Here is a 20,206-nt window from a genome sequence, read left to right as displayed (position 1 = left end):
CAACACGCAGCGCGTCTTTTCAGCGTGTCAAAGAACCCCTCGCGCCGCAGCGCGCATAAAATCGAATTTTGCCGCAAGTGGCAAAATTCATAAAAACCGGGAGCACGTATCTCGGTTTGCTCTCATTTAATCGCCGCACGGCGGCGGTCAGTGGATAGAGGCCTACGGGCTATACAAACCGACTTCAAGTGTGCCTGTAAGGCGCGCGCAGAAGCCGGAATTCTCGATCGAAATGGGGCTTTGTTTCGATCGACAGACTGTCAAAAATTGTTTTTTGGCAGTCTGAGAAGTACGCTTCCGTTGGTATGAAAGCGTACTTCTTTATTATTCTTCGGCGGGCGGATACTCGTTGCAGAGCAGATACAGCGGCGGCTCATCCTCCTCGATCTGTGGAAAGCGGCCCTGCGGCTCATAAAAACGGTTGTCCAAATGATCGTCATTCACCATGGATACCTCGCCAATGAGCACCGGCCCGTATCCCGGTTCGGCCCAGAAAGCGTGGTACTGCCGCTGCGGCAGCGTGATGCTCATGCCAGACGTCAGCCGTAAAACGGAGGCCGCGGGCACCGTGCGTTCCATGCCATCCAGCCGCACGGTAACGGGCGTATCCGCAAGTTCCTCCTCTGCCGTCGCGTTCCAAACCTGCACCATCAAGTTGCCGCCGCCCCGGTTGATGATATCCTCCATCTTGCTCCAATGGAAGTGGTTCGGGGAAAGCTGTCCCTCCTGTGAGATCAGCAGCTTTTCCGCGTAGGGCTTTGGGTACTTCTTGTCGGTCATGCTGCCGTTGCGGATCGTAAACAGCGCCAGACCGACGCGCTCGAACGCGCCGTGTCCGTAATCGGTAATATCCCAGCCCAGCATGTTGTCTCGTATCTCATCGCAGTCATGTCCCGCCCGCGCCCACTGCGCGGGCGGCCAAAACGCCCATGGCGGCAGATAAAAGCCCTGTTCTTTGACAAACTCCGCGGCATTTTGCAGAATCCGGTTGATCGCGGAACGCTTCATGACCGGCGCCTCCCTTCCGCTTTGTCCGCGAAAATGGGCAGTACCTGCCGTATGATCGCGGCAAACCGCTCCGCGTCCCACGCGCTGCGGCCGATGAATAGTCCGCCGATATCGGGCTGCGCCGCCAGCGCCGCAGCGTTTTCCGGATTGACGCTGCCGCCGTACAGCACCGGGATTTTCGCGCCCGCCGCGCCGAACAATTCAAAAAGCGCCTGCCGGATCGCGGCGTGGCGCGCTTCGGCATAGGCGGCGCTTGCGGGCTCGCCCCCCACGCCGATGGCCCAGACCGGCTCGTAAGCGATCCAAAGCTGCTCCGCCCGCGCGGCGTCCACCCCGAAAAGCCCTTCCTTGAGCTGTGTGCGCAGCACCTCGTCGGCAATGCCGTGCGCCCGCTGCGCCTTGGTCTCGCCGACGCAGAGCAGCGCCGTCATACCGTGACGCAGGGCGGCGTGCACCTTACGGTTTTCCATTTCATCGGTCTCGCCCAGCACATGCCGCCGCTCGGAATGGCCGATCTCCGCGATGGTCACGCCCACCTCGGCCAGCATGATGGGCGAAATTTCGCCGGTGAACTGTCCTTCATCCTCCCAGCCCATATTCTGCGCGCCCAAACGAATGCCCGCCGCGCGCGCCGTAACGCTCACGCGGTCAAGCGCGGTGTAGGATGGGATAACGAACAGCTCCATGCTCTCCCGGCTCAGATCCGCCGTTTGGCGGCCCAGCGCTTCGAGAAACGAGGCCGTTTGCGCGATATTCTTATACATTTTCGTATTGGTGCCGATATACAGCTTGCTCATCTGTCGCTAAGCCCCTTTCGGTCAGTGAAAGTTTGCGGCCTCGGTCTCTATGATCGCCTCCACCTTGGGCGTGGAGGGACCGTCCGCAAATTCGAGCTGCACCCAATCGGACGCGATCATTTTTGCCAGCTCCGGCCCGATCACGCGCGCGCCCATACACAGCACGTTGCCGTTATTGCTGAGGACCGACCGCCGCGCGGAATACAGATCGTGCCCGACCGCCGCGCGAATACCGCGAAACTTGTTGGCCGTCATGCACATGCCGATGCCCGTGCCGCAAATCAAAATGCCGCGTTTGGCAAAGCCGCTCGCTATCACCTTGTCGCACACCCGGCCCGCGATATGGGGATAGAGCGTGTCGTCCGCCGCCGAATCGCAGCCCACATCCTCCACCGTGCAGCCCAGCTTTTGCAGCTGCTCCCGGATGATGTTTTTCATATCAAAACCCGCGTTGTCGCACCCAATGACGATCTCGCGCATGCTGTTTTCCTCCCTTCGTTTACTCAGTACCGCATGATCGCCCGCACCGCGCGTTCCGTCCCCTCGGACGGCTGCAGCGCGAAGCCCACCATGCCCTGATAGTCCATCTGCGTCAAACATTGCTTGATCGCGGCAAAATTAATTTCGCCGGTGCCGGGCTCGTGCCGGCCGGGCACATCGGCAAAATGGATATGCCCCGTGATATCCCGGTAGCGCCGCAGCGATTCGACCAATCTGCCGCCGTTTTGCTGCATGTGATACAGGTCGCAGAGCAGCCGCACGTTCGGGCTGCCCACCGTTTCGACGATTTCGGCGGCCAGATCGACATGCTCCATGAACACGCCGGGGTGCTCGGTGCCGCTGATCGCTTCGACCAACAGGATGATCCCCGCCCGCTCCATGTGCGGCGCTAGCTTTTTATAGGTATCGTACATGTTCAGCAGCTTTTTGGTCGCCGTCAATTCGTCGTGGCGGCACAGCACCTCGCTTTTCGCGCCCAGTGCGTTGGAGTGCGTGACCAGCATGCGCGCGCCCGCGCGGCGCGCCATCTCGGCCGAACGGCAAACCAGCTCGATATATTCCTGCTGCCGCGCGCCGTCGATCGGCGAATAGAGCTCGTCCCCGGTGAAGGCGGCGATCGGGATGTCCGCCTGCCGGGCGGCGTTGATCACCGCGTCCATATCCTTTTCCAGCCACCCGGCAAACTCCACCGCGTCGAACCCCGCGTCCTTCGCGCACTGAAAGCGCTCTAAAAAGGTTTTTTCGGTGAACAGCATTTCCAGATTCGCGCTTTTTTTCATATTTTCGACCTCTTTGCGTCTTACGAATGGAAATCCGCGATCTCGCGCGTAAATTCGCGGATGAACGCTATGTTCAGCACTTCTTCCTTCCAACCCGGCTTCATGATCAGCTCCATGCCGCGTTTCAGCGCGGCTTTCGCGCCGTCCGACATATTGTCCGGATCGGCGTCGCCGAAGGAGGTGTGCAGCTGCGGGCGCAGATGGCCGGTGACAAAGGAATGCGCGACCTCGCGCGGCACGCCCATGTCGATAATAACCTCCATGGCCTCGCGCATGGCTTCAAACAGCGGCGCGGTGACCAGCTCGACCACGCCGGGCTCCAGCATGCACATCTGCTCGGGCGTGATCCAAAACACCTTTAAAACCGGCTCGAACATGATGCGCGCCAGCGCTTCAAGTCCGGGCTTGTCCGCTTCGTCGCCGCGCACCAGCGAGCAAACGATGTCCATCGGCGCAACACCGCCCCAGTAGTCCTTCTGCACCGCCGGATCGTCGCTCGATGTAAAAACAGAGGGGTGGTTGGGGTGGATGACTAAGTATTTCAGGTGCTCCACCTCGGGGATCGCGCCCGAATAAGTGGCCGCCGGGTCGAGCGTAATCAGGACCGCGCCCGGCTTCATGTTGGCGACCGCATCCTTTGATACGAATTGCAGCACGCGGTCGGGCACCGCGAGGATGACATAGTCGGCTTCGCGCACGGCGTCCTCCAGAGGCTGCGGCTGCACGCCGAACGGCGCGAGAACGGCGGCGTTTTTTTCCACATAGGTCATCTCATACGCGGGGTCGTCCTTCAGTTTGGCCACCAGACGGCGGCCCACCTTGCCGCCCGCGCCCACCAGTGCGATTTTGCTCATTTTTGCGCTTCCTTTCCACATCCGGTCTGCGCGGCCTACCGCCAAAGCGGCGCGCGCAGCGTTTCTTCATACATTTCACGGTACAGGTCGGGCCGCCAGTCGGGCGAGCCGACCCTTTGGTTAAATTCAAAATACGGGTAATGGGGCATGGTGCGCCCCGCGGTCATATCCAGCACAGCGGAAAACAGGCCGGGCGCACCGGCGCGCGCGCCGTCCAGCGGACAGCCCGCGGCGACCTGCGCCTGTTCGATGGGCTCGGCGGGCGATAAAATATGGCTGCCGCCCACAAAGCCCGCGCCCACAAGGTTCGCCACCGCGATAGGAATGGTGTTCAGGCCGACGCGACGCGTCAATATCTTCTGGTACGCCGCGCACATGGCGGGTTCGTTGACTGCCGACGCGCTCAAAATCAGCTGCGCGCCCCTTGCCTTTAAATAGCGCAGGCCTTCAAAATAATAGAGGCAATCCTCGCCGCTGAGCAGGCCCACGCGGCCATACGGCGTTTCAAAGCAGGGCGGAAGCGAGCGCCCCGGTCTGGCCCAACGCGCCTCGACGGGCGACAGGTGCAGCGCATCATAGCGGCCCAGCAGCCCTTCCGGCCCACAAAGGACCACGCTGCTGTACACCGCATCCCCCTCGCGCACCGGCATGCCGAACGCCGCGTAGACCTGAAGCTCGCGCGTCAGCGCGGCCATGGCTTCGCTCGCAGGGCCGGGCACGGGCTCGGCCCCGCTTTCCATGGACGCATCCAACGCGCCCGCCCCGGCCAGCGCCAGCGCCGGAAACAGGATGATGCGGCTGCCTTGCCGCGCCGCCGCGCGCGTATATTCGAGCAGCCGCGCCAGACCGCCGCCCGTATCCGCCCGAAAATTCACGACCGATACCTTGACACAAGCCTGCATCACGTCGCGCCCCCTTCCGATATGGAAAGATCGGCGGTATAAAGCTGTAACCCGGGCGCGCCGCACAAGCCGCCCACATACCATACGGGCCCTTCGCCCGCGCCCACCGGGCCGAGCACGCCGCCCGCGCTGCCCGCCGCAGCGACCACGGCGCGCGCCGCGCAGACCGTCAGTCTGGTATCGGCGCGGCGGGACGCGCCGCCGCGCAGGGGGCAAAGCAGCAGCCGCGCCCCCTGCCGCAGCGCGTTAAGCGCCTGCGCTTCGTCCGGCTCCGCGCCGGTCAGCAGCGCCGCCGGTCCCCACGGACTTTGCCAGAGGCCGGTGCCGCGCCAAATATCGCCCGACGGCGAACAGACCGCGCCGCCCGTTTCCAGCCCAAAGGCCGCGTAAACGCCATGCTCCGCCGCCGCGCGCGCAACCGCCCGCACGTCTTTTTCATCCAGCGAAACGACGGGGAAAAGCGCAAGCTCCGCGCCCTGCCGGGCCGCCGCGCGCACAAAGCCCGCCATGCGTCCGGCTGTATTTTCATGGCAGGCGGGCAGGCCCACCGCCGCCAGCGTAATGATCTGCTTCAATGCGCTCGCACCCTCCTTTGCCAATCCGGATCGTTGAGCACCGTATCGCACATTTCCCGATAGATCGCGGGCCGCCAGCCCGGCGCTTGTCCTTCCGGTCCCGCCGTGAATAGGCGGCGCGTATGGCAGCATTCGCTTTCCGCCAGCGAAAGGTCGATCGCCGCGAGGAACACGCCGGGCTGCTGGCCCGCGGGATCGCCAAAGGGATAGCCCGCGTAATACGCTGTTTCACCCACCGTTTCGCCCGGCCCCAGCACGCTGCTGCCGCCCATAAAGTGCTTGTAAAGGTCTAGGCCGACCAGATTGGCGCTCGCCAGATAAATGCTGTCCGCCAGCGCCATGCTCTCCAGATCCTCCCGGTTCACATTCGGCAGGATATCCTCAAAAGGCAGCGCGGTGACGTTGATGAAAAGCTGGCCGCCGCGCGCCTTGGTCATGCGCACCAGCTCGGGGAATTTGTAGCTGTCGTAGCAAATGCCGACGCCGATCACGCCGAACGGCGTGTCGAGGAACAGCGGTTCGTCCCCCCGTCGCGCCCAGCTCGCCTCGCCCGCCGGCATATGGACCTTGCGGAAGGAGCGCACGCCGCCGTCCGGCAGGCAGATCGCGGCGGAATTGCGCGTGACGGACGGATCGTCCCGATCCACCTCGGGCATGCCGAACAGGATGTAGGCGCCCGTACGCTTTGCGATCTCGCTTACCCGATCGGTCGCCGGGCCCGGAATCGTCTCGGCGAGCAGGGTCTGCATTTTTTGATGCAGCGGCTTGTCCGCTTCGTCATCGTAACCGGTCAGGGCCAATTCGGGCAGCACGATGATGTCGGCCCCGCACAAAGCCGCTTGCTCGGCATAGGCGCAGATTCGCTCCAAATTCGCGTTTTTATCGCCCCAGACTGTTTTAAAATTGACAACCGCTATATTTACGACCGGATTCGTCATATGGTTTTCCCTCCTTCCGGCTCTCCAAACAGCTCGCGGAACAGGGCCGCGCTGCTATGGTATCCGTCCAGCTCGGTCTTGCCGGGCGGCGTGACCTGATTTTCCAAAATCACCGCGCCCCCGAACCGGTCCTGCCGCAAAGCCGCGGCCAGCTCGTCCAGCCACGGCGCCATCAGACCGCGCCCCAACGGACAATACGTCACTTCGGCCAACGCGCGGCGGCAGCGCAAATCCTTGATGTGAATCTCCGCCACGCTTTCGCGGATGCACGCATAGGCGCGAAGCGGTTCTTCCCCGCTGTACAGGCAGTTGGCCGGGTCCCACAGAATGCGGAAGCGGCGGCTTTTCAGCTCGTCCGCCGCGCGCCGCGCCAGCGCCGCCGTATGCAGCACGCCGTTTGTCCCGGTTTCCACCATCAGGTCGATACCCTCGTCCTCGGCGATCCGGCACACCGGCTCCATCAGGCGCAGGTACGCGCGCCACGCGCCCCCGTCCGCCAGATGATTTTCCGCGCCGCCATAACCGAACAGCACGTTTTGCTTGTCAAACGAATTGATGCGCACCAGCCCGCAGCCGTGATAACGCGCCAAACGGATCGCACCGCGCAGATGCGAAAGCTCGTTTAGAAACGCAGGACTGTCCGGCCCGGTCTGGCTCAAGCGCAGGCCGCTGAACAAATTGCGCAGAATCGCCGTGCAGGTCACGCCGTTTTCGGCAAACAAGCGCTTTAGCGTTCGCTCCTGCTCGTCCGTCCGGTCGCCGTCCTCCGCGCCCCACGCGTATTGGATCTCCGCATAGGCAAAGCCATCCTTCCGGATCTGCCGCAGCGCGCACGCCGGGTCGCGCGAAACGCCGGAAAGCAGTACGCCGGCCTTCATGCCCGCCCCTCCGGCGCGCCCCATAGGTCCATCGCGCGGCCAAGGGCTTCGCAGCGTTGAGCCGCCTCGGCGAGCGGCACGCCGTCCGCCGTCGCCTGTACGGCTGCCATCGCGGCGCGCGCCCCCTCGGTAGTGCCCATGGGATGCCCCTGCACCGCGCCGCCAATGCCGATGATGCAGTCCGGCCCCAGCTCGCGCTGGTAGGCGGCCTGACTGCACGGCGTCACGCCGCCGCCCACCGCCGTCACCACCGGGCGCAGGCCGCCCAGCGGCAGACGCTGCGCCTGCACGGTCTTGCGAAAATCATAGCGGGCGTAAGCGTCGCCCGGCGGCGGGGTCATGGTCATGACCGCGTGCGCCCCGGCCAGCCGGGGCAGCAGCCCCAGAAATACCGCGTTCGACACGCCGCAGGCGCGCGAACAAAACGCGCCCACGCCCGCGTAGTGCGCCATGATGAACAGCTTATCCCCAAAGCGTCGCGCCAGCTCGCCCAGCGCGTCCAGCCCGCCGAATACGAAATTGACAAGGCATGCCTTCGCCCCCGCTTCGACAAGCGCCGCGGCGTTGTCCAGCATCTGTGTGGGCGCGCCCGAAATATTGGGTAAGTACAGCGTCTCGCGGCCGGTTTTTTCGTACACCGCCCGCGCCGCTCCATGGTAAGCGGCGAACCGCGCCCGCACATCGTTGTAATCCGGCGAAGCCAGCAGTTCGTCGTCCTTGATCAGATCGATGCCGCCCATGGCCGCCTGATAGAACAGCCCCGCGCCCTCTTTTGGGGAAAAGCCCGCGCACGGCTTGATCATGTTCAGCACCAGCGGCCGGCCCGTCACGCCGGTAAGACGGCGCAGCTCGTCCATCCCCTGCCGGGGGCCTTCAAACAGCTTGTCCGCGCCGCAGGCGAGTTCAAGATCGATCAGTCTGTCGCGCAGCGCCGTTGATACATCGTTGCCCAGCAGCGCGGTGAGCAGCATGGTCAGGCTGCCGCCGAAATTGGCCGCCGGGAACGCGATACGCAGCAAGAACGACGGCGCCTCAGCCGGGCCGGCATCGTACACGCCGAGCACGCGGCCTTGATAATGCGTCACCATATCGTCCGAAACGCCGGGCACGCTGATCCAGGTACCCACGGTCTGCCCGACCGCGAACCGCCCCGCCCGTTCGAGCGCCGAAGCCCAGTCGAGCTGATCGGCCGCATAGGTGGCGATCACCGAAGGCTCGCCAAGCGACTCGCTCCGTCCAAAGGGCAAATGATCAAAGCGCATAGTCCTCCTCCTTTTTCTGTTCCGCGGCCCGCAGCAGCGCTTGCAGCACACAGACCTTGGCGGTCTCCTCGACCAGCTCGGCCGTGTGCTCGGCTTCCACCGCGGTCTTGCCCACCGCGACCAGTCCGTGCCCGCGCAGAATAAACGCGGACAGACCGGGGATATCCAAAAACAATCCGCGCACCCGGCCCAGCTCTTCGGGCGGCACCACGGCCGCCTTGCAATCGAGCACCGGCACCGCGCCGCCCAGCTTTAAGCCGCTCTGCCAAGTCGCGGCCGGTATTTCGGCATGTCCCGCGCTCCACGCGACCGCCCACGGGCTGTGGCAATGCACGACCGCGCCCACGTCCGGCAGCGCTTCCAGCAGGGCGGCGTGCAGCCGCCATTCGCGCGTCGGCTTCGCCGCGCCGCTGGACAGCGGCCGGCCGTCAAAGCTGATTGCCGTCCACCCCTCGCCGCACGTGCCGCAATCGCCAAACGAACCGCCGGAGGATTTTACGATCATCCCCCGCCCATCCGGCAGGCGCGCGCTCAGGTTGCCGCCGCTGCCCGCCTGTAACCAGCGCGTGTAGGCGCGGTGCGCCGCGATCGTCAGGTCGCTCCAAATCGATTCATACCGCCCCATGGCACACTTCCTTTCCGCGCGCTTATCCTCCCCCTACAAGGGGAGGGGTTAGGAAGGAAAAAAACGCTGTCTCCCTTATGGCGCCGCTCGGTTCAAAAACGCCGGTTTTGCGGCGTGTTATTTCTTAAGCAAACGGATTTTAATAGGGCATCGCCATGTTCGCGTGGAACAGGGCGGTTTTCGAGTTTTGCAGGTGCACCCGCAGGCACGCCACCGCGCCCGCCGTGTCGCCCGCGTCCAGCGCATCCAAAATTTGCAGGTGCTCCTGCATCGAGCCGCCAAAGTTGCGCTCTTTCAGGCTGAGCAGGCGGTATCTGGTGTTTTCCTCGTAAATGGTTTCCAGAATTTTGTTTAGGCTCTTGTTGCGCAGCGGCTCCAAAAGCGCCAGATGGAACGCACAGTCCGCCTTTAGGTATTCGTGCATGGAAAAGCCGGCTGGGTTTTGCGTCCAATCCAGATAGAGCGCGCGATACTTTTCCCGCACCTCGGCAGGAACGCTGGCGGCCGTCGCTGACAAAACGGTCGGTTCCAAGATCTCGCGCAGCTGAAAGTTTTCGAGCACCGCTTCAAGCGACATGCGCGATACAAACACGCCTTTCCGCGGGATGATATCGACCAAATTGTCCTTTTGCAGCAAAATGAGCGCTTCACGGATGGGCGTGATGCTGGAAAACCCAAACCGCTCGGCCAGCCCCTGCTGATCGATCGACGCGCCGAACGCGACTTCTCCCGATAAAATCCAATCCTTAATGCTTCGATAAGCCTTTTCGGCTAAAGTTTCTTTTCGCATAATGCTTTCTCCTATCCCGATGCCTCACGCGCATCGCGCTGAAATGTGCATGATATAGGAGTATTATATCACAGTTGCTATGTTATTAGGATATTTTTAGTAGTTTATTTTAGGGCGGCGGCACGGTCGTTCCATGCCGCCGTCCGCTCTTGATCCAGTGCGTGTTTTCGCTTACTTGAGCGAGGCTCTGTACTCTTCCAAATTATCCTTATTGATCACCAGACAGGGCATGTCGACGTTCTTTTTAAAGTCCTCTCCCTTGATGCATTTGAGGGCCTCGTTGACCGCTTCCACGCCGAACAGATAGGGCTGCTGCGCGATCGTCGCGGTCAACGTGCCCGCCTCGATCGCCGCAAGGCCTTCGTCGGTCGCGTCGAAGCCGTACACGTCCACATCGGTCAGGCCCGCCGCCTTGAGCGCCTCGATCACGCCCATCGCCGCGTCGTCGTTCGGCGCGAACACGGTGTTCATGTCCTTGAACGTGGTGATGGAGTCCTCCGCCATCTTGAGCACGTCCGCGCGGTCATAGTTGAGCTTAAGCGTCAGCATGTCGTAAGGCAGCTTTTTCTCGTCGAAGAAATCCGTATAGCCGGTTCTGCGCTGCTCGGTCAGCAGCACGCCGGGCGGGGTGGAGATGACCACGGTCTTCAGATCGTCGCCGCGTTTTTCATAGGCGTACTCGCCCAGCATTTTGCCTGCGCCGTAGTTATCCGAAATGATCACGCAGTCGACCTCGTCCTTGGCGCCGATATCGACGATAAAGATCGGAATACCGGCTTCCTTGACCATATCGATCATGGCGGAGGCGGATTCGTCGTCGATCGGCGAAAGAAGGATCGCGTCCACGCCCATGCTGATGCAGTCCTCGATCTGCGTCAGCTGGGTGCCCGCGTCCGCGTTGGAGTCGTAGGTGATATACTTGACGCCCAGTTCCTTGCACTGCGCTTCAAAGCCCTTTACCACGGTATCCCAATACTGGTTGGTCACCGTCTGGGTGATGTAAGCGATTGTGTAATCGCCGCTTCCCTCGGCGGACGCGCCCGCCTCGCTCTGCGGGTCCGCGGCGTCGGGCGCGTCGCCCGTTTTGCCACCTCCGCACGCAGCCAAAAGCAGCATGCTCATCGCCATCAGTATCGCCAGAATCCTATTGCGTTTCATAATTCTCCTCCTTTTAATTCTGCTTTGTTTTCTTTTCCCGCGCTGGCTCTTGCATCTTTCCCCCTTCCCCATCAGTCTGTCATGGTATGTTTATCACTCTTTGCGCCGCACGCGCAGCTGATCGAGTATCACGGAGAACAGGATGACCGCGCCCACGGCCACATCCTGCCACGCCGCCTGCACCTGAAGCAGGTTCAGGCCGTTGCGGATCACGCCCATGATCGCCGCGCCGATAAAGGTACCGAGCAGGTTGCCCTCGCCGCCCGACATGCTGGTGCCGCCGACCACGGTGGCCGCGATCGCGTCGCCCTCGTAATTGATGCCGCCGTTGCTTAAAGCGGAGCCCAGACGGCCGGTCAGGATCAGGCTGGCAATCGCCGCGCAAACGCCCGCGACCACGTAGGTGATCACCTGATACTTGACGGTATTGATGCCCGTGACCTTGGTCGCCTGCGGGTTGGAGCCCAAGGCAAAGATATAACGGCCGGTACGGGTCTTGGTCAGGATGATATGGCCGATCAAAAACAGGACGATACAGATGAAGATCGGCGCGGAAATGCCGAACGCATGGCCGATGCCGAACCAACGCAGCCCATCGGGCAATCCGGTGACCGGCTGGCCGTTGGTCAGCGCGGTGACAAAGCCGCGCAGCACCATCTGCGCCGCCATGGTGACGATAAAGGGCGGCAGGCTGAGCGTTGCGATGACCCAGCCCTGCGTCAAACCGACGAGCGCGCCAAGCACCAGAATGACCGCGACCGCCAGCGCCACCGAACCGGTGTTCACCGCGATCAGCGAGGAAACGACCGCCCACAGGCCGACCTGCGAGCCGACCGACAGGTCGATGCCGCCGCCGACGATGACAAACGTCATGCCGATACCGAGCACGGCATAGCAGGAAATTTGCTTGACCACGTTGATCAGGTTCAAAACGGTGAAGAATTTATCGGAAAGCGAGCCCACGATGAGGCAGAGCACAATCAGGCTGAGGATCGGTCCGATGCTCAGCAAGGCCCCGATATCCCTCACTTTAAATTTAGCAATTTTCTGTTTCATGGAGCCCTCCCCTTTTACGCCTGCTGCGCCGTCGGTTCCTGCGACACGGTCTCGCGGGTGACGGCCAGCTTCATAATTTCAAATTCGTTTAATTCATCCTTTTGCAGTTCGCCCGTGATGCGGCCCTCGCACATGACCAGCACGCGGTTGCACATGCCGATGATCTCGGGCATTTCGCTCGATATCATGATGATCGAGATACCGCTGTTGCAGATATCGCTCATGATCTTGTAGATCTCCGCCTTGGCGCCCACGTCGACGCCGCGCGTCGGCTCGTCCAGAATGAGGATGTCCATATCGGAGGACAGCCACTTGCCCACTGAGATTTTCTGCTGGTTGCCGCCGGAAAGGTTGACCAGCTTTTGCGTATACCGCGCGCAGCGCACGTTCAGCTTTTTCACCACGTCCTGCGTGATGTCAAGTTCGCGTTTTTTCGACAAAAGCCCCGCGCGCACGCATTTTTTCAGGCATGCGAGGGTCAGGTTTTCGCGCACGTTCATTTTGGTGATGATGCCGTTTTTCTTGCGGTCCTCCGGCACATAGCCCATGCCCAGCTTCATCATCTGGCTGATCTTCGGCCGTTTGATCTGCCGGCCCTTGAGCTCGATCTCGCCGCTTTCAAACCGTTGCAGGCCGAACACGCATTCCATCAGCTCGGTGCGGCCCGCGCCGACAAGGCCGGAAAAACCGAGCACCTCGCCCCGGTGCAGTTCAAAGGAAATATCGCGCAGCCGCTTGGCCTTGCAGTTTAGCCCGGTCACGCGGAGCATGACCTCGTCCGACACGGTCATCGGCGTATGGGTGTACATGCCGGACAGATCGCGGCCCACCATGTGCTGGATCAGGCTGTCGCGCGTCAATTCGCGCGTCAGATAGGTGCCGACCCGCTCGCCGTCGCGCATGACGGTGACGCGGTCGGAAATGCGGAAGATTTCATCCATGCGGTGGGAGATGTAGATGATCGCGATCCCTTTGCTTTTCAGCTCGGTGATCAGGGAGAAAAGCTTTTCCGTTTCGTCTATGGAAAGCGGCGCGGTGGGCTCGTCCATGATGACCACCTTGCTGCTCACGGACAGGCACTTGGATATTTCCACCAGCTGCTGCTGCGCGACGGTCAGGTTGCGCACCAGTCGGGTCAGGGGCACGGTCAGCTTGACCTGTTCGGCCAGCTCCTTCGCGCGCTCCATCAGCTCGTTCTCATCGACGAACGGGCCTTTCATATGCTCGTTGCTTAGAAAAATGTTATCCGCTACATTGAACGCCGGGATCAGGTTGAACTCCTGATGCATGATGGAAATGTTGTGATCGATCGCTTCTCTGGTGGTCTTAAAGTCGACCACCTCGCCCTCGATCGTGTACTCGCCCGCGTCCTTGGTGTATACGCCGGATATGATCTTTGCCAGCGTCGACTTGCCCGCGCCGTTTTCGCCCATCAGCGCGTGCACCTCGCCGGGAAGCAGGTCAAAATCGACGCCGTGCAGCACCTCGACGTTCGCAAAGGATTTCCGTATGCCACGGAGCATCAGGATCGGTTCCCTCGTATTCGTCTGTTCTTTCAACGCGCATCGCCTCCCTTTTTATGCGCTTCCCAGTGCGGCCGGGGTCTCGCGCCGCGCGGCCAACTCCTCAAACGCTTCCATGCAGCGCGCGGCAAACGCTTCGTCGTTGATATGCGCCTGCACGGTTTCCACCGCGAGATCGCCGCCGCTGTCCTTTAGGCCCGCTAAAAAGCCCGCGTCCGCCTCGGGATCGTACAGCGCGCAGCCCTCGCAGTTTTGCTGACTGAAGCCGCGCGCCGGGATCAGCACGCGCACCTGTTCGCCCGCGTCCGCAAGGCGCTCGCCGACGAACCGCCCGGCCGCCCGCAGCTCCTCGCCGCTGGCGCGCACATGCGTGTGGATCGAATTGTGCTTAAAGTACGCCCGGTCCCGCTTGTCCGCCGGCACCTTGTCCACCCCGTTGAACAGGATAAAATCCATGCTGCCCGGAATGAACAGAAGCGGAATGCCCGCCCGCACCACGGGGCGCAGCCGATCCTCGTAATGCGGCATCAGCCCCTCGCAAAGGCCGTCCATGATATCGTGCGGGGATAGATCGATCACATACGAAATATCGCCCGCCGCGACCAAATTTTCCATCACATGCGCGCCCACGCCGTTGCAGTGGAATACCAGCACCTCGTAGCCCCGGCGCTCAAGCGCCTGCTTGAGCTGCGTCGCGCACGCCGTCGTCACCCCGGCCATGGTGATGCCCACCACGTTGCCCGAGCTTTTTTCGTTGGAGCGCAGCTTGACCATGCCGCAGATCGCGCCCGCCGCCTCATGCAGCACCTTGCGCAAAACGAAGTTCAGCCCCGCGATATCCACCACGGAATGCATGATCGCCATATCCGACACGCCGACAAAGGGCCCGAATACCGCGTTGCCGTTCGCCACGGTGGATACCATGTACTTTGGCACGCCCACCGGCAGCGCCTGCATGGCCGCGGTCGCGATGACCGTGCCCTGCACGCCGCCGACCGAGATCACGCCGTCCAGCCCGCCGTTTTCATGCATGCTGAGCAGCTTGCCGCGCAGCGCCTGCTGCATTTCAGCGATCGCCTCATCCTTGCCGAGGCGGGCGAACGCCGCCGCGCTGAAGCCGGCTTCCTCCAGCAGCTCTTCCGCCCGGATATTGGCCATGATACCGCCGGAGGGCCGCAGGCTGCAATCGATCAGCACGGTCTCGCACTCGTTCTGCTCGATCAGATCGCGCAGATACGCGGCCTCCTCGTATTTGGTATCGAGCGTTGCCAGCACAGCAACCTTGTTCACATCCCTACACCCCTTTCTCGGGTACCAGCACCACCTTGATGCCCTTGTCCTCGCCGCCGCGCACAGCCTCGAACACCGCGCGGCCCTCCGAAAGCGGATATGTCGTCACCAGCTTGTCAAACCGCACCACGCCGTCCCGCAGCGCTTCCAGCGCCTGCTCAAAGTCGGACATGTAATGGCACTGACAGCCGTACGCGGTCAGCTCGCGGCTCACCAGCTGGCGGAAATTCACTTCGGTAAAATCATGACCCATGGCGATAAACAGCAGCTCGGCGCCCGGGCTGATCACGCGGAACGCCTGTTCGCGCACCGCCGAAATGCCCGCGCAGTCGACGCAAAGATCGACCTTTTTGCCGCCGGTCATTTCCATCACCGCCGCCTCGACGTCCGCCGTGCGGGAATCGACCGTGATCGTCGCGCCGATCTCCTTTGCCGTTTGCAGGCGGCCGGGCACCACATCCACCACGGCGACGTTCTTGGAGCGGGAAATCGCAATGGACGCGGCCAGCAGGCCGATCGCGCCTGCGCCGAAGATCACCACGTTTTGGAACGTTTTCTGCCGCAGGCGGTTAAAGCCGTGAATCACGGTCGCGAGCGGCTCGGAGATCGCGGCCTCCAGCGCGGAAACGCCCTTAGGCACGCGGATCAGGTAACGCGCGTCCACCGAAACCCTTGCGGCAAAGCCGCCCGGCAGCTCCGCGCCGTACAGCTCGGCGTTCGGACAGAGATTAAAGCGGCCCTGCTCGCACATATCGCACTTGCCGCAATAGGTCATGGTCTCCACCGTGACCGCGTCGCCCACCTGAAAGCCGGTCACGTCGTCCGCCATTTCGGCGATCGTACCGGCAAACTCATGGCCGAACAAGATCGGAAAGCGCCAAGTGCTTTCCGCGCCGCGCACCACGTGCATGTCCGATCCGCAGATGCCGCAGCCGGCGACATCCAAGATTACGTGGCCGGGCTTGAGCTGGGGCTCGGAAACATCGATCCATTCGATCGAACGATCCGCGTTGATGACTAGGCCCTTCATAATGCACTCCTCCATTTATCCCGTGGGTGAATCGATATTTGATTGGCTGAAAGCCATTGTTTTCTAAGTTTCGCGGCCCACTCCGGCCGGGGCGGTTTGCGCCGCCCCGGCCAAAGCGCCGGTGTGGGAGAGTTTGCCCCAAATGGGCAGAGAAGAATGAGAAAGAGAATGAAAAACAGGTAAGTTTAGGGGTATTGCGCAACGCCAAGATGATAGGTATCGTGCGTCATCAGCACATGGTCGGTATCCTCCGCGCGCTCCATCACCAGTTCGATGCTGTGCCACAAATCGATCATGTTGCAAAAACGGCCGGGCGGCGTGATCGGCCAGCCCTTTTGCGGCTCCGGACGCATATTGTCCCGGAGGAACATCAGGTCGCCCACCAGATAGTAAACGCCGTTTTCCGTCTGCACGGATACCGCCATGTGTCCCGGGGAATGCCCCGGCGTGGGGATCATGCGGATGCCCTCGAACACCTCGGTCTCGCCGTCCAGCAGCGTGAACGTCCGGCCCGCGAAGGGCGGCGTCAGCCCGGTCGCCGCCGGGTATTCGTAGGAAGCCCAGTAGAAGGGCAGCGGGTCGTTCGCAAACTCATATTCGATCCGGCTGGCGTACAGCGCGGCGTCCGGGAACTTCTCCAGATTGGAGCAATGGTCCCAGTGCAGATGCGTGAACAGGATCGCGTCGATGTCGCGGGGCGCGATGCCTTCCGCCGCGAGCAGCGCGTCGATCGCCCGTCCCTCCTCCTGCAAGCCGTCATGATGGTATTTCACCGAACGCTCGGTGTCCGCCATGCCGGTATCGACCAGATATTTTTTTCCGCCGCCTTCGATCAGGAATGCGAACACCGGCAAATCGAGAATGGTCCCGTGGCCGTTCCGGAAGGTGGCGTAGTCGCCCTTATCCAGATACTGGTGTCCCGTGTTCAGCGGACGGATGGTGTAATTCATACACCTTCCTCCCGACACACGCGCTCCATCTCCGCGATCGCGAGCTCATGCTCATGTACCAGCGTGTCGTGATCGCCGAACGGCTCATACCAAGCCGCCGGATTGCGGGCCGCGCCCTTGGCGTCGCCCAGTTCCAGACAATAGGGGCCGTCGTAGCCCACGTCGGCCAGCGCGCGCATGAGAGCGTTGAAATCGTTCTTGCCCTTGCCCGGCCGCCAGTGCACGTTGCTCAGGCCGTGGTTATCGGCCAGCTGCACATTGAAAATATGTTTGTTGACGCGGTAAGCAAAAATTTCAGCCAGCTCGCCCACCATCGTCAGATTGGCCACATCATAGGTCACGCCCACATTGTCCTCGCCCAGCTTTTCAAGCAGGCGCAGCACGGCGTCCGTATTGCGCGCCCAAGAGGTGGGCTGGTTCTCGATCGCCAGCTTCATGCCCTTTTCGCGGCAGACGGCGGCGAACTGATGCAGCGTATCGAGATAATCCTCGTAGTTTTGTGCAAAATCGGGATTGTCCGGCAGCTTTACCTCCCAGACCTGCATGCTGGGCTTGTAGTGCTCGTCGATGATCTCCACATCGAACGGATAGGACGCCGCGACCGTGATGAGCTTGGCGCCGAGCGCTTCGGCAATGTCCGCCGCCCGGCGAAAATCGCGGACAGCCTGTTCCCGCTCGCTCTTATCCACGCTGGAAGCGCCCTGCGGCGTTACGTTCAGCGCGGTCAGCGCCAGTCCGGTTTGTGCAAGCTGCGCTTTCAGCGCGCTCACGCGTTCGTCGGTATAATACTGTGCAAGCTCTTCGCGGGTGCGAATGCGCAGTTCCACGCCCTTGCATCCGGTTTTTGCGATCGATGCGATCGCGTTTTCATAAGGGGGCGCCCAGTCAAACGCCCATACGGCAGCCGAATAGACCATGTTATCTCCTCCTAAATTATTCAGTAGTTATACGAGCGTCAGGCCCTCTTCCCGGCAGATCTGCTTTAAGAACTGCTCGGTCAGCTTGTACTCCTTCGCAATACGCACGGGATCGGCGTTGGCGGGCTTGGCCAGCGGGTCAACCGGCTCGAACGGGCTGGACGGCAGACCGGCCGCGCCGGGCACGTCCTCCAGCTCCACGGTGATGTTGCCGTCATAGCCGATGGCCTTCAGCGCGCGGAAGAACGCGTTCCAGTCGATCTTGCCCTTGCCCGGCCGCCAATGGCCGTTGGTCAGGCCGTCGTTATCCGAAACATGCACGCCGAACACATGGCCCACCAACCGGTACGCGACCTGATCGGGCATTTCGCCCATCGGGAACAGGTGGCTGGGATCGATGTTCATGCCGACCCGGTCGGAGCCGACATGCTCCAGAATGCGCAGCATGGAATCGGCGTTCTTCATGTAGCGGTGGGGATGCGGCTCGAAGGCCAGACGGTTGTCCAGTTCCTCGCACACATCCGCCAGCTTGCGGACCGAGCAGATGAAGTCTTCATAGTTGCGGTCAAAGTCCAGCCCCTTGGGGATATCAAGCGAGAAGGTCTGGATATTCGGGCGGCCCATTTCCTTGGGGTAGGCAAATTCAAACGGTGGGGGCGCGCAGATGATCATCTTGGGCGAACCGAGCTGATTGCCGATATCGGTCGCGCGCTTGAAAAATTCCACAAACTCGTCGCGTTTGGCGGCCTCCGCGTCGGACGAACCGCTCATCCCGAAGAACACGCCGGTCAGCTCCATGCCGCGGTCCGCGATCTGGCGGCGCAGCTCTCTGTTCTTTTCCGGGGTGTAGTATTGCATGGCTTCTTCGCTCCACACGGTCAACTCCACGCCCTTCCAGCCGAGCATGGCAATCTGATCGATGGCTCCCTCGTATGGCGGCGTCCATCTGAACACCCAGGTAGTGCCTCCTAAGAACATGACATTTCCTCCTTTTTTATAGCGCCGGTGCCTCGCCCGGCGGTTTTTCCTTTTTTACAGCGCGCAAATGGCCTTGTAGCTCTTCATCGCTCTGTCGCATATGGTCTCGATCGGCTCTTCCCAATAAGAGCGGCGGAACACCTCGACCGACAGGTAGCCGTCGTAGCCGGTCGCGCGCAGGTTCTCCATATAGCCCGCGAGGTCGAGTACGCCTTCGGTCGGATATAGGCGGTCCGGATCGGCCAGACTTTCGCCCTCGCCCGCCTCGCTGTCGTTCACATGGACGATGAACAGCTTGTCCAGCGGGATCTCGCGCACCGTTTCCACATCCACGCCCGTGCGCGAATAGTGAAAGGTATCGACCAGCGTGCCAAGGTTATCGGGATTGCCCGCCCGCCCGATCAGGTCGAGCGTTTCCAGCGGGCCGGGAATCAGCGTGTGGCCGCTGATCGGTTCGATCGCCAGACGCACGCCGTGCTCCGCCGCCATCGCGGTCAGCACGCGCAGCTCCTCGGCGTAGGCCTGCCGCGCCTTTTCCTTGCTCATCTCGATCGGCCTGCCGTAGGGACAAATGGTCAGCATATCGCAGCCGATCACGGAAGCGATCTCTAGGCCGCGCGCGATATCGGCCCGGCACTGCGCGGTCTCCCGGAACGGAGAAAACGCAAACGGGCAAATGCCGATCGCTTTGATCCGGTTTTCCTCCAAAAGCGTTTTCAGTTCCTTTGCCGTGTGCGCTTCCATAAAGGACACTACCTTGTCCCACCACAGCTCGAGCCCCTCAAAGCCGGCGGCGGCAGCCGCGGGTATCTCGGTTTCCAGCGGGTATTTCATCGCTGTCGCGCCATTCAGTGCCGGTCTCATCAATGCAATTCCTCCTTTATTTGTGTGTTGCGTTATATTTATATCTGTTCTATATTTGTAATATATCACCGATATTTCTGTTTGGCAACAGTTATTTTTCTTTTTCCCGCTTTTTGTAGGATTGCTGTGTTTCAGGTGCCGAAACTTGTCTATTATTACGGTATGCTCCCCCTTTTTCACTGTTTTTGTGCAGTTTTTTACAGGTATAAAAAGGGCGCGAAGACCGCTTATCGCGGCTTCGCGCCCTGCGCTATCCATCGGTTTTAATGTCTCGGCCGCGGCGGCGGGCCTTCGCGCCAGCGGACAAGGATATAATCCTCGCCCATGGTTTCGATGCAGTTCCAGGGGATCACGCAGTCTTCCCTGCTGAACATGCTGAGCAGCCCGCCGCGTCCGGGCACGACGATCGCGGTGATGCTGCCGCACGCGGGGTCAAAGATCAGGTCGCAAACCTCGCCCAGCCGCGCGCCGTCGCACAAGTTAATCACTTCGCGGCAGTGCAGCTCGGAAAACCGCATACACTCCATTCCG

Annotated in this window: 22 protein-coding genes; all 22 read right to left on the bottom strand. The window is 61.5% G+C overall.

The window, feature by feature from the left end:
* Nucleotides 1–324 precede the first annotated feature (324 nt).
* The 22 genes from NE562_RS05370 to NE562_RS05265 all read right to left on the bottom strand — a co-directional run bounded on the left by NE562_RS05370 (nucleotide 325) and on the right by NE562_RS05265 (nucleotide 20,202).
* Nucleotides 325–1,008 (bottom strand): D-lyxose/D-mannose family sugar isomerase, encoded by a 684-nt coding sequence (locus tag NE562_RS05370; protein WP_280961372.1) that lies wholly within the window; start codon nucleotides 1,006–1,008, stop codon nucleotides 325–327.
* A complete protein-coding gene (locus NE562_RS05365) occupies nucleotides 1,005–1,805 on the bottom strand; it encodes a triose-phosphate isomerase (protein WP_280961371.1) in 801 nt (266 codons plus the stop codon). Before NE562_RS05365 ends, NE562_RS05370 begins: the two co-directional genes overlap by 4 nt.
* Before the next feature lie 21 nt (nucleotides 1,806–1,826).
* Nucleotides 1,827–2,285 (bottom strand): ribose 5-phosphate isomerase B, encoded by a 459-nt coding sequence (gene rpiB / locus NE562_RS05360; RefSeq protein ID WP_280961370.1) that lies wholly within the window; start codon nucleotides 2,283–2,285, stop codon nucleotides 1,827–1,829.
* Nucleotides 2,286–2,308: 23 nt separating this feature from the next.
* Nucleotides 2,309–3,085, bottom strand: coding sequence for a TIM barrel protein (locus NE562_RS05355; RefSeq protein WP_280961369.1), 777 nt, complete (start codon nucleotides 3,083–3,085; stop codon nucleotides 2,309–2,311).
* 20 nt (nucleotides 3,086–3,105) lie between these two features.
* On the bottom strand, nucleotides 3,106–3,939 hold the full coding sequence (locus NE562_RS05350) for a phosphogluconate dehydrogenase C-terminal domain-containing protein (RefSeq protein WP_280961368.1): 834 nt from the start codon (nucleotides 3,937–3,939) through the stop codon (nucleotides 3,106–3,108).
* 35 nt (nucleotides 3,940–3,974) lie between these two features.
* The gene (locus NE562_RS05345) at nucleotides 3,975–4,841 is read right to left on the bottom strand and encodes a carbon-nitrogen hydrolase family protein (RefSeq protein ID WP_280961420.1); all 867 of its coding nucleotides are present in this window, start codon (nucleotides 4,839–4,841) and stop codon (nucleotides 3,975–3,977) included.
* Nucleotides 4,841–5,416 (bottom strand): hypothetical protein, encoded by a 576-nt coding sequence (locus NE562_RS05340; RefSeq protein WP_280961367.1) that lies wholly within the window; start codon nucleotides 5,414–5,416, stop codon nucleotides 4,841–4,843. The genes NE562_RS05345 and NE562_RS05340 overlap by 1 nt, the downstream gene beginning before the upstream one ends.
* Nucleotides 5,413–6,354, bottom strand: a complete 942-nt coding sequence (locus NE562_RS05335) for a carbon-nitrogen hydrolase family protein (RefSeq protein ID WP_280961366.1) — start codon at nucleotides 6,352–6,354, stop codon at nucleotides 5,413–5,415. Before NE562_RS05335 ends, NE562_RS05340 begins: the two co-directional genes overlap by 4 nt.
* A complete protein-coding gene (locus NE562_RS05330) occupies nucleotides 6,351–7,232 on the bottom strand; it encodes a sugar phosphate isomerase/epimerase family protein (protein ID WP_280961365.1) in 882 nt (293 codons plus the stop codon). The genes NE562_RS05335 and NE562_RS05330 overlap by 4 nt, the downstream gene beginning before the upstream one ends.
* Complete coding sequence (locus tag NE562_RS05325) at nucleotides 7,229–8,494, bottom strand: RuBisCO large subunit C-terminal-like domain-containing protein (RefSeq protein ID WP_280961364.1); 1,266 nt, start codon at nucleotides 8,492–8,494, stop codon at nucleotides 7,229–7,231. Before NE562_RS05325 ends, NE562_RS05330 begins: the two co-directional genes overlap by 4 nt.
* A complete protein-coding gene (locus NE562_RS05320; RefSeq protein WP_280961363.1) occupies nucleotides 8,484–9,119 on the bottom strand; it encodes a class II aldolase/adducin family protein in 636 nt (211 codons plus the stop codon). The genes NE562_RS05325 and NE562_RS05320 overlap by 11 nt, the downstream gene beginning before the upstream one ends.
* A 139-nt stretch (nucleotides 9,120–9,258) precedes the next feature.
* The gene (locus NE562_RS05315; RefSeq protein ID WP_280961362.1) at nucleotides 9,259–9,909 is read right to left on the bottom strand and encodes a GntR family transcriptional regulator; all 651 of its coding nucleotides are present in this window, start codon (nucleotides 9,907–9,909) and stop codon (nucleotides 9,259–9,261) included.
* Between the two features lie 171 nt (nucleotides 9,910–10,080).
* Nucleotides 10,081–11,067, bottom strand: coding sequence for a sugar ABC transporter substrate-binding protein (locus NE562_RS05310; RefSeq protein WP_280961361.1), 987 nt, complete (start codon nucleotides 11,065–11,067; stop codon nucleotides 10,081–10,083).
* 93 nt (nucleotides 11,068–11,160) lie between these two features.
* On the bottom strand, nucleotides 11,161–12,123 hold the full coding sequence (locus NE562_RS05305) for an ABC transporter permease (protein WP_280961360.1): 963 nt from the start codon (nucleotides 12,121–12,123) through the stop codon (nucleotides 11,161–11,163).
* A gap of 14 nt (nucleotides 12,124–12,137) precedes the next feature.
* Complete coding sequence (locus NE562_RS05300) at nucleotides 12,138–13,682, bottom strand: sugar ABC transporter ATP-binding protein (RefSeq protein ID WP_280961359.1); 1,545 nt, start codon at nucleotides 13,680–13,682, stop codon at nucleotides 12,138–12,140.
* 18 nt (nucleotides 13,683–13,700) lie between these two features.
* Nucleotides 13,701–14,936: a Tm-1-like ATP-binding domain-containing protein gene (locus NE562_RS05295; protein ID WP_280961358.1), complete on the bottom strand. Its 1,236-nt coding sequence runs from the start codon at nucleotides 14,934–14,936 to the stop codon at nucleotides 13,701–13,703.
* A gap of 4 nt (nucleotides 14,937–14,940) precedes the next feature.
* Nucleotides 14,941–15,966, bottom strand: coding sequence for a zinc-dependent alcohol dehydrogenase (locus NE562_RS05290; RefSeq protein ID WP_280961357.1), 1,026 nt, complete (start codon nucleotides 15,964–15,966; stop codon nucleotides 14,941–14,943).
* Between the two features lie 185 nt (nucleotides 15,967–16,151).
* Nucleotides 16,152–16,916, bottom strand: coding sequence for an N-acyl homoserine lactonase family protein (locus tag NE562_RS05285; protein WP_280961356.1), 765 nt, complete (start codon nucleotides 16,914–16,916; stop codon nucleotides 16,152–16,154).
* Nucleotides 16,913–17,833: a sugar phosphate isomerase/epimerase family protein gene (locus NE562_RS05280; protein WP_280961355.1), complete on the bottom strand. Its 921-nt coding sequence runs from the start codon at nucleotides 17,831–17,833 to the stop codon at nucleotides 16,913–16,915. The genes NE562_RS05285 and NE562_RS05280 overlap by 4 nt, the downstream gene beginning before the upstream one ends.
* A 27-nt stretch (nucleotides 17,834–17,860) precedes the next feature.
* A complete protein-coding gene (locus tag NE562_RS05275) occupies nucleotides 17,861–18,787 on the bottom strand; it encodes a sugar phosphate isomerase/epimerase family protein (protein WP_280961354.1) in 927 nt (308 codons plus the stop codon).
* Nucleotides 18,788–18,865: 78 nt separating this feature from the next.
* A complete protein-coding gene (locus NE562_RS05270; RefSeq protein ID WP_280961419.1) occupies nucleotides 18,866–19,675 on the bottom strand; it encodes a sugar phosphate isomerase/epimerase family protein in 810 nt (269 codons plus the stop codon).
* A gap of 263 nt (nucleotides 19,676–19,938) precedes the next feature.
* A complete protein-coding gene (locus tag NE562_RS05265) occupies nucleotides 19,939–20,202 on the bottom strand; it encodes a PRC-barrel domain-containing protein (protein WP_280961353.1) in 264 nt (87 codons plus the stop codon).
* Nucleotides 20,203–20,206: the final 4 nt, after the last annotated feature.

Source organism: Butyricicoccus faecihominis, assembly GCF_024462775.1.
GTDB classification, from domain to species: domain Bacteria; phylum Bacillota; class Clostridia; order Oscillospirales; family Butyricicoccaceae; genus Agathobaculum; species Agathobaculum faecihominis_A.
The sequence above is the reverse complement of the archived record's forward strand: the minus strand, read 5'-3'. Positions and strand labels throughout refer to the sequence as shown.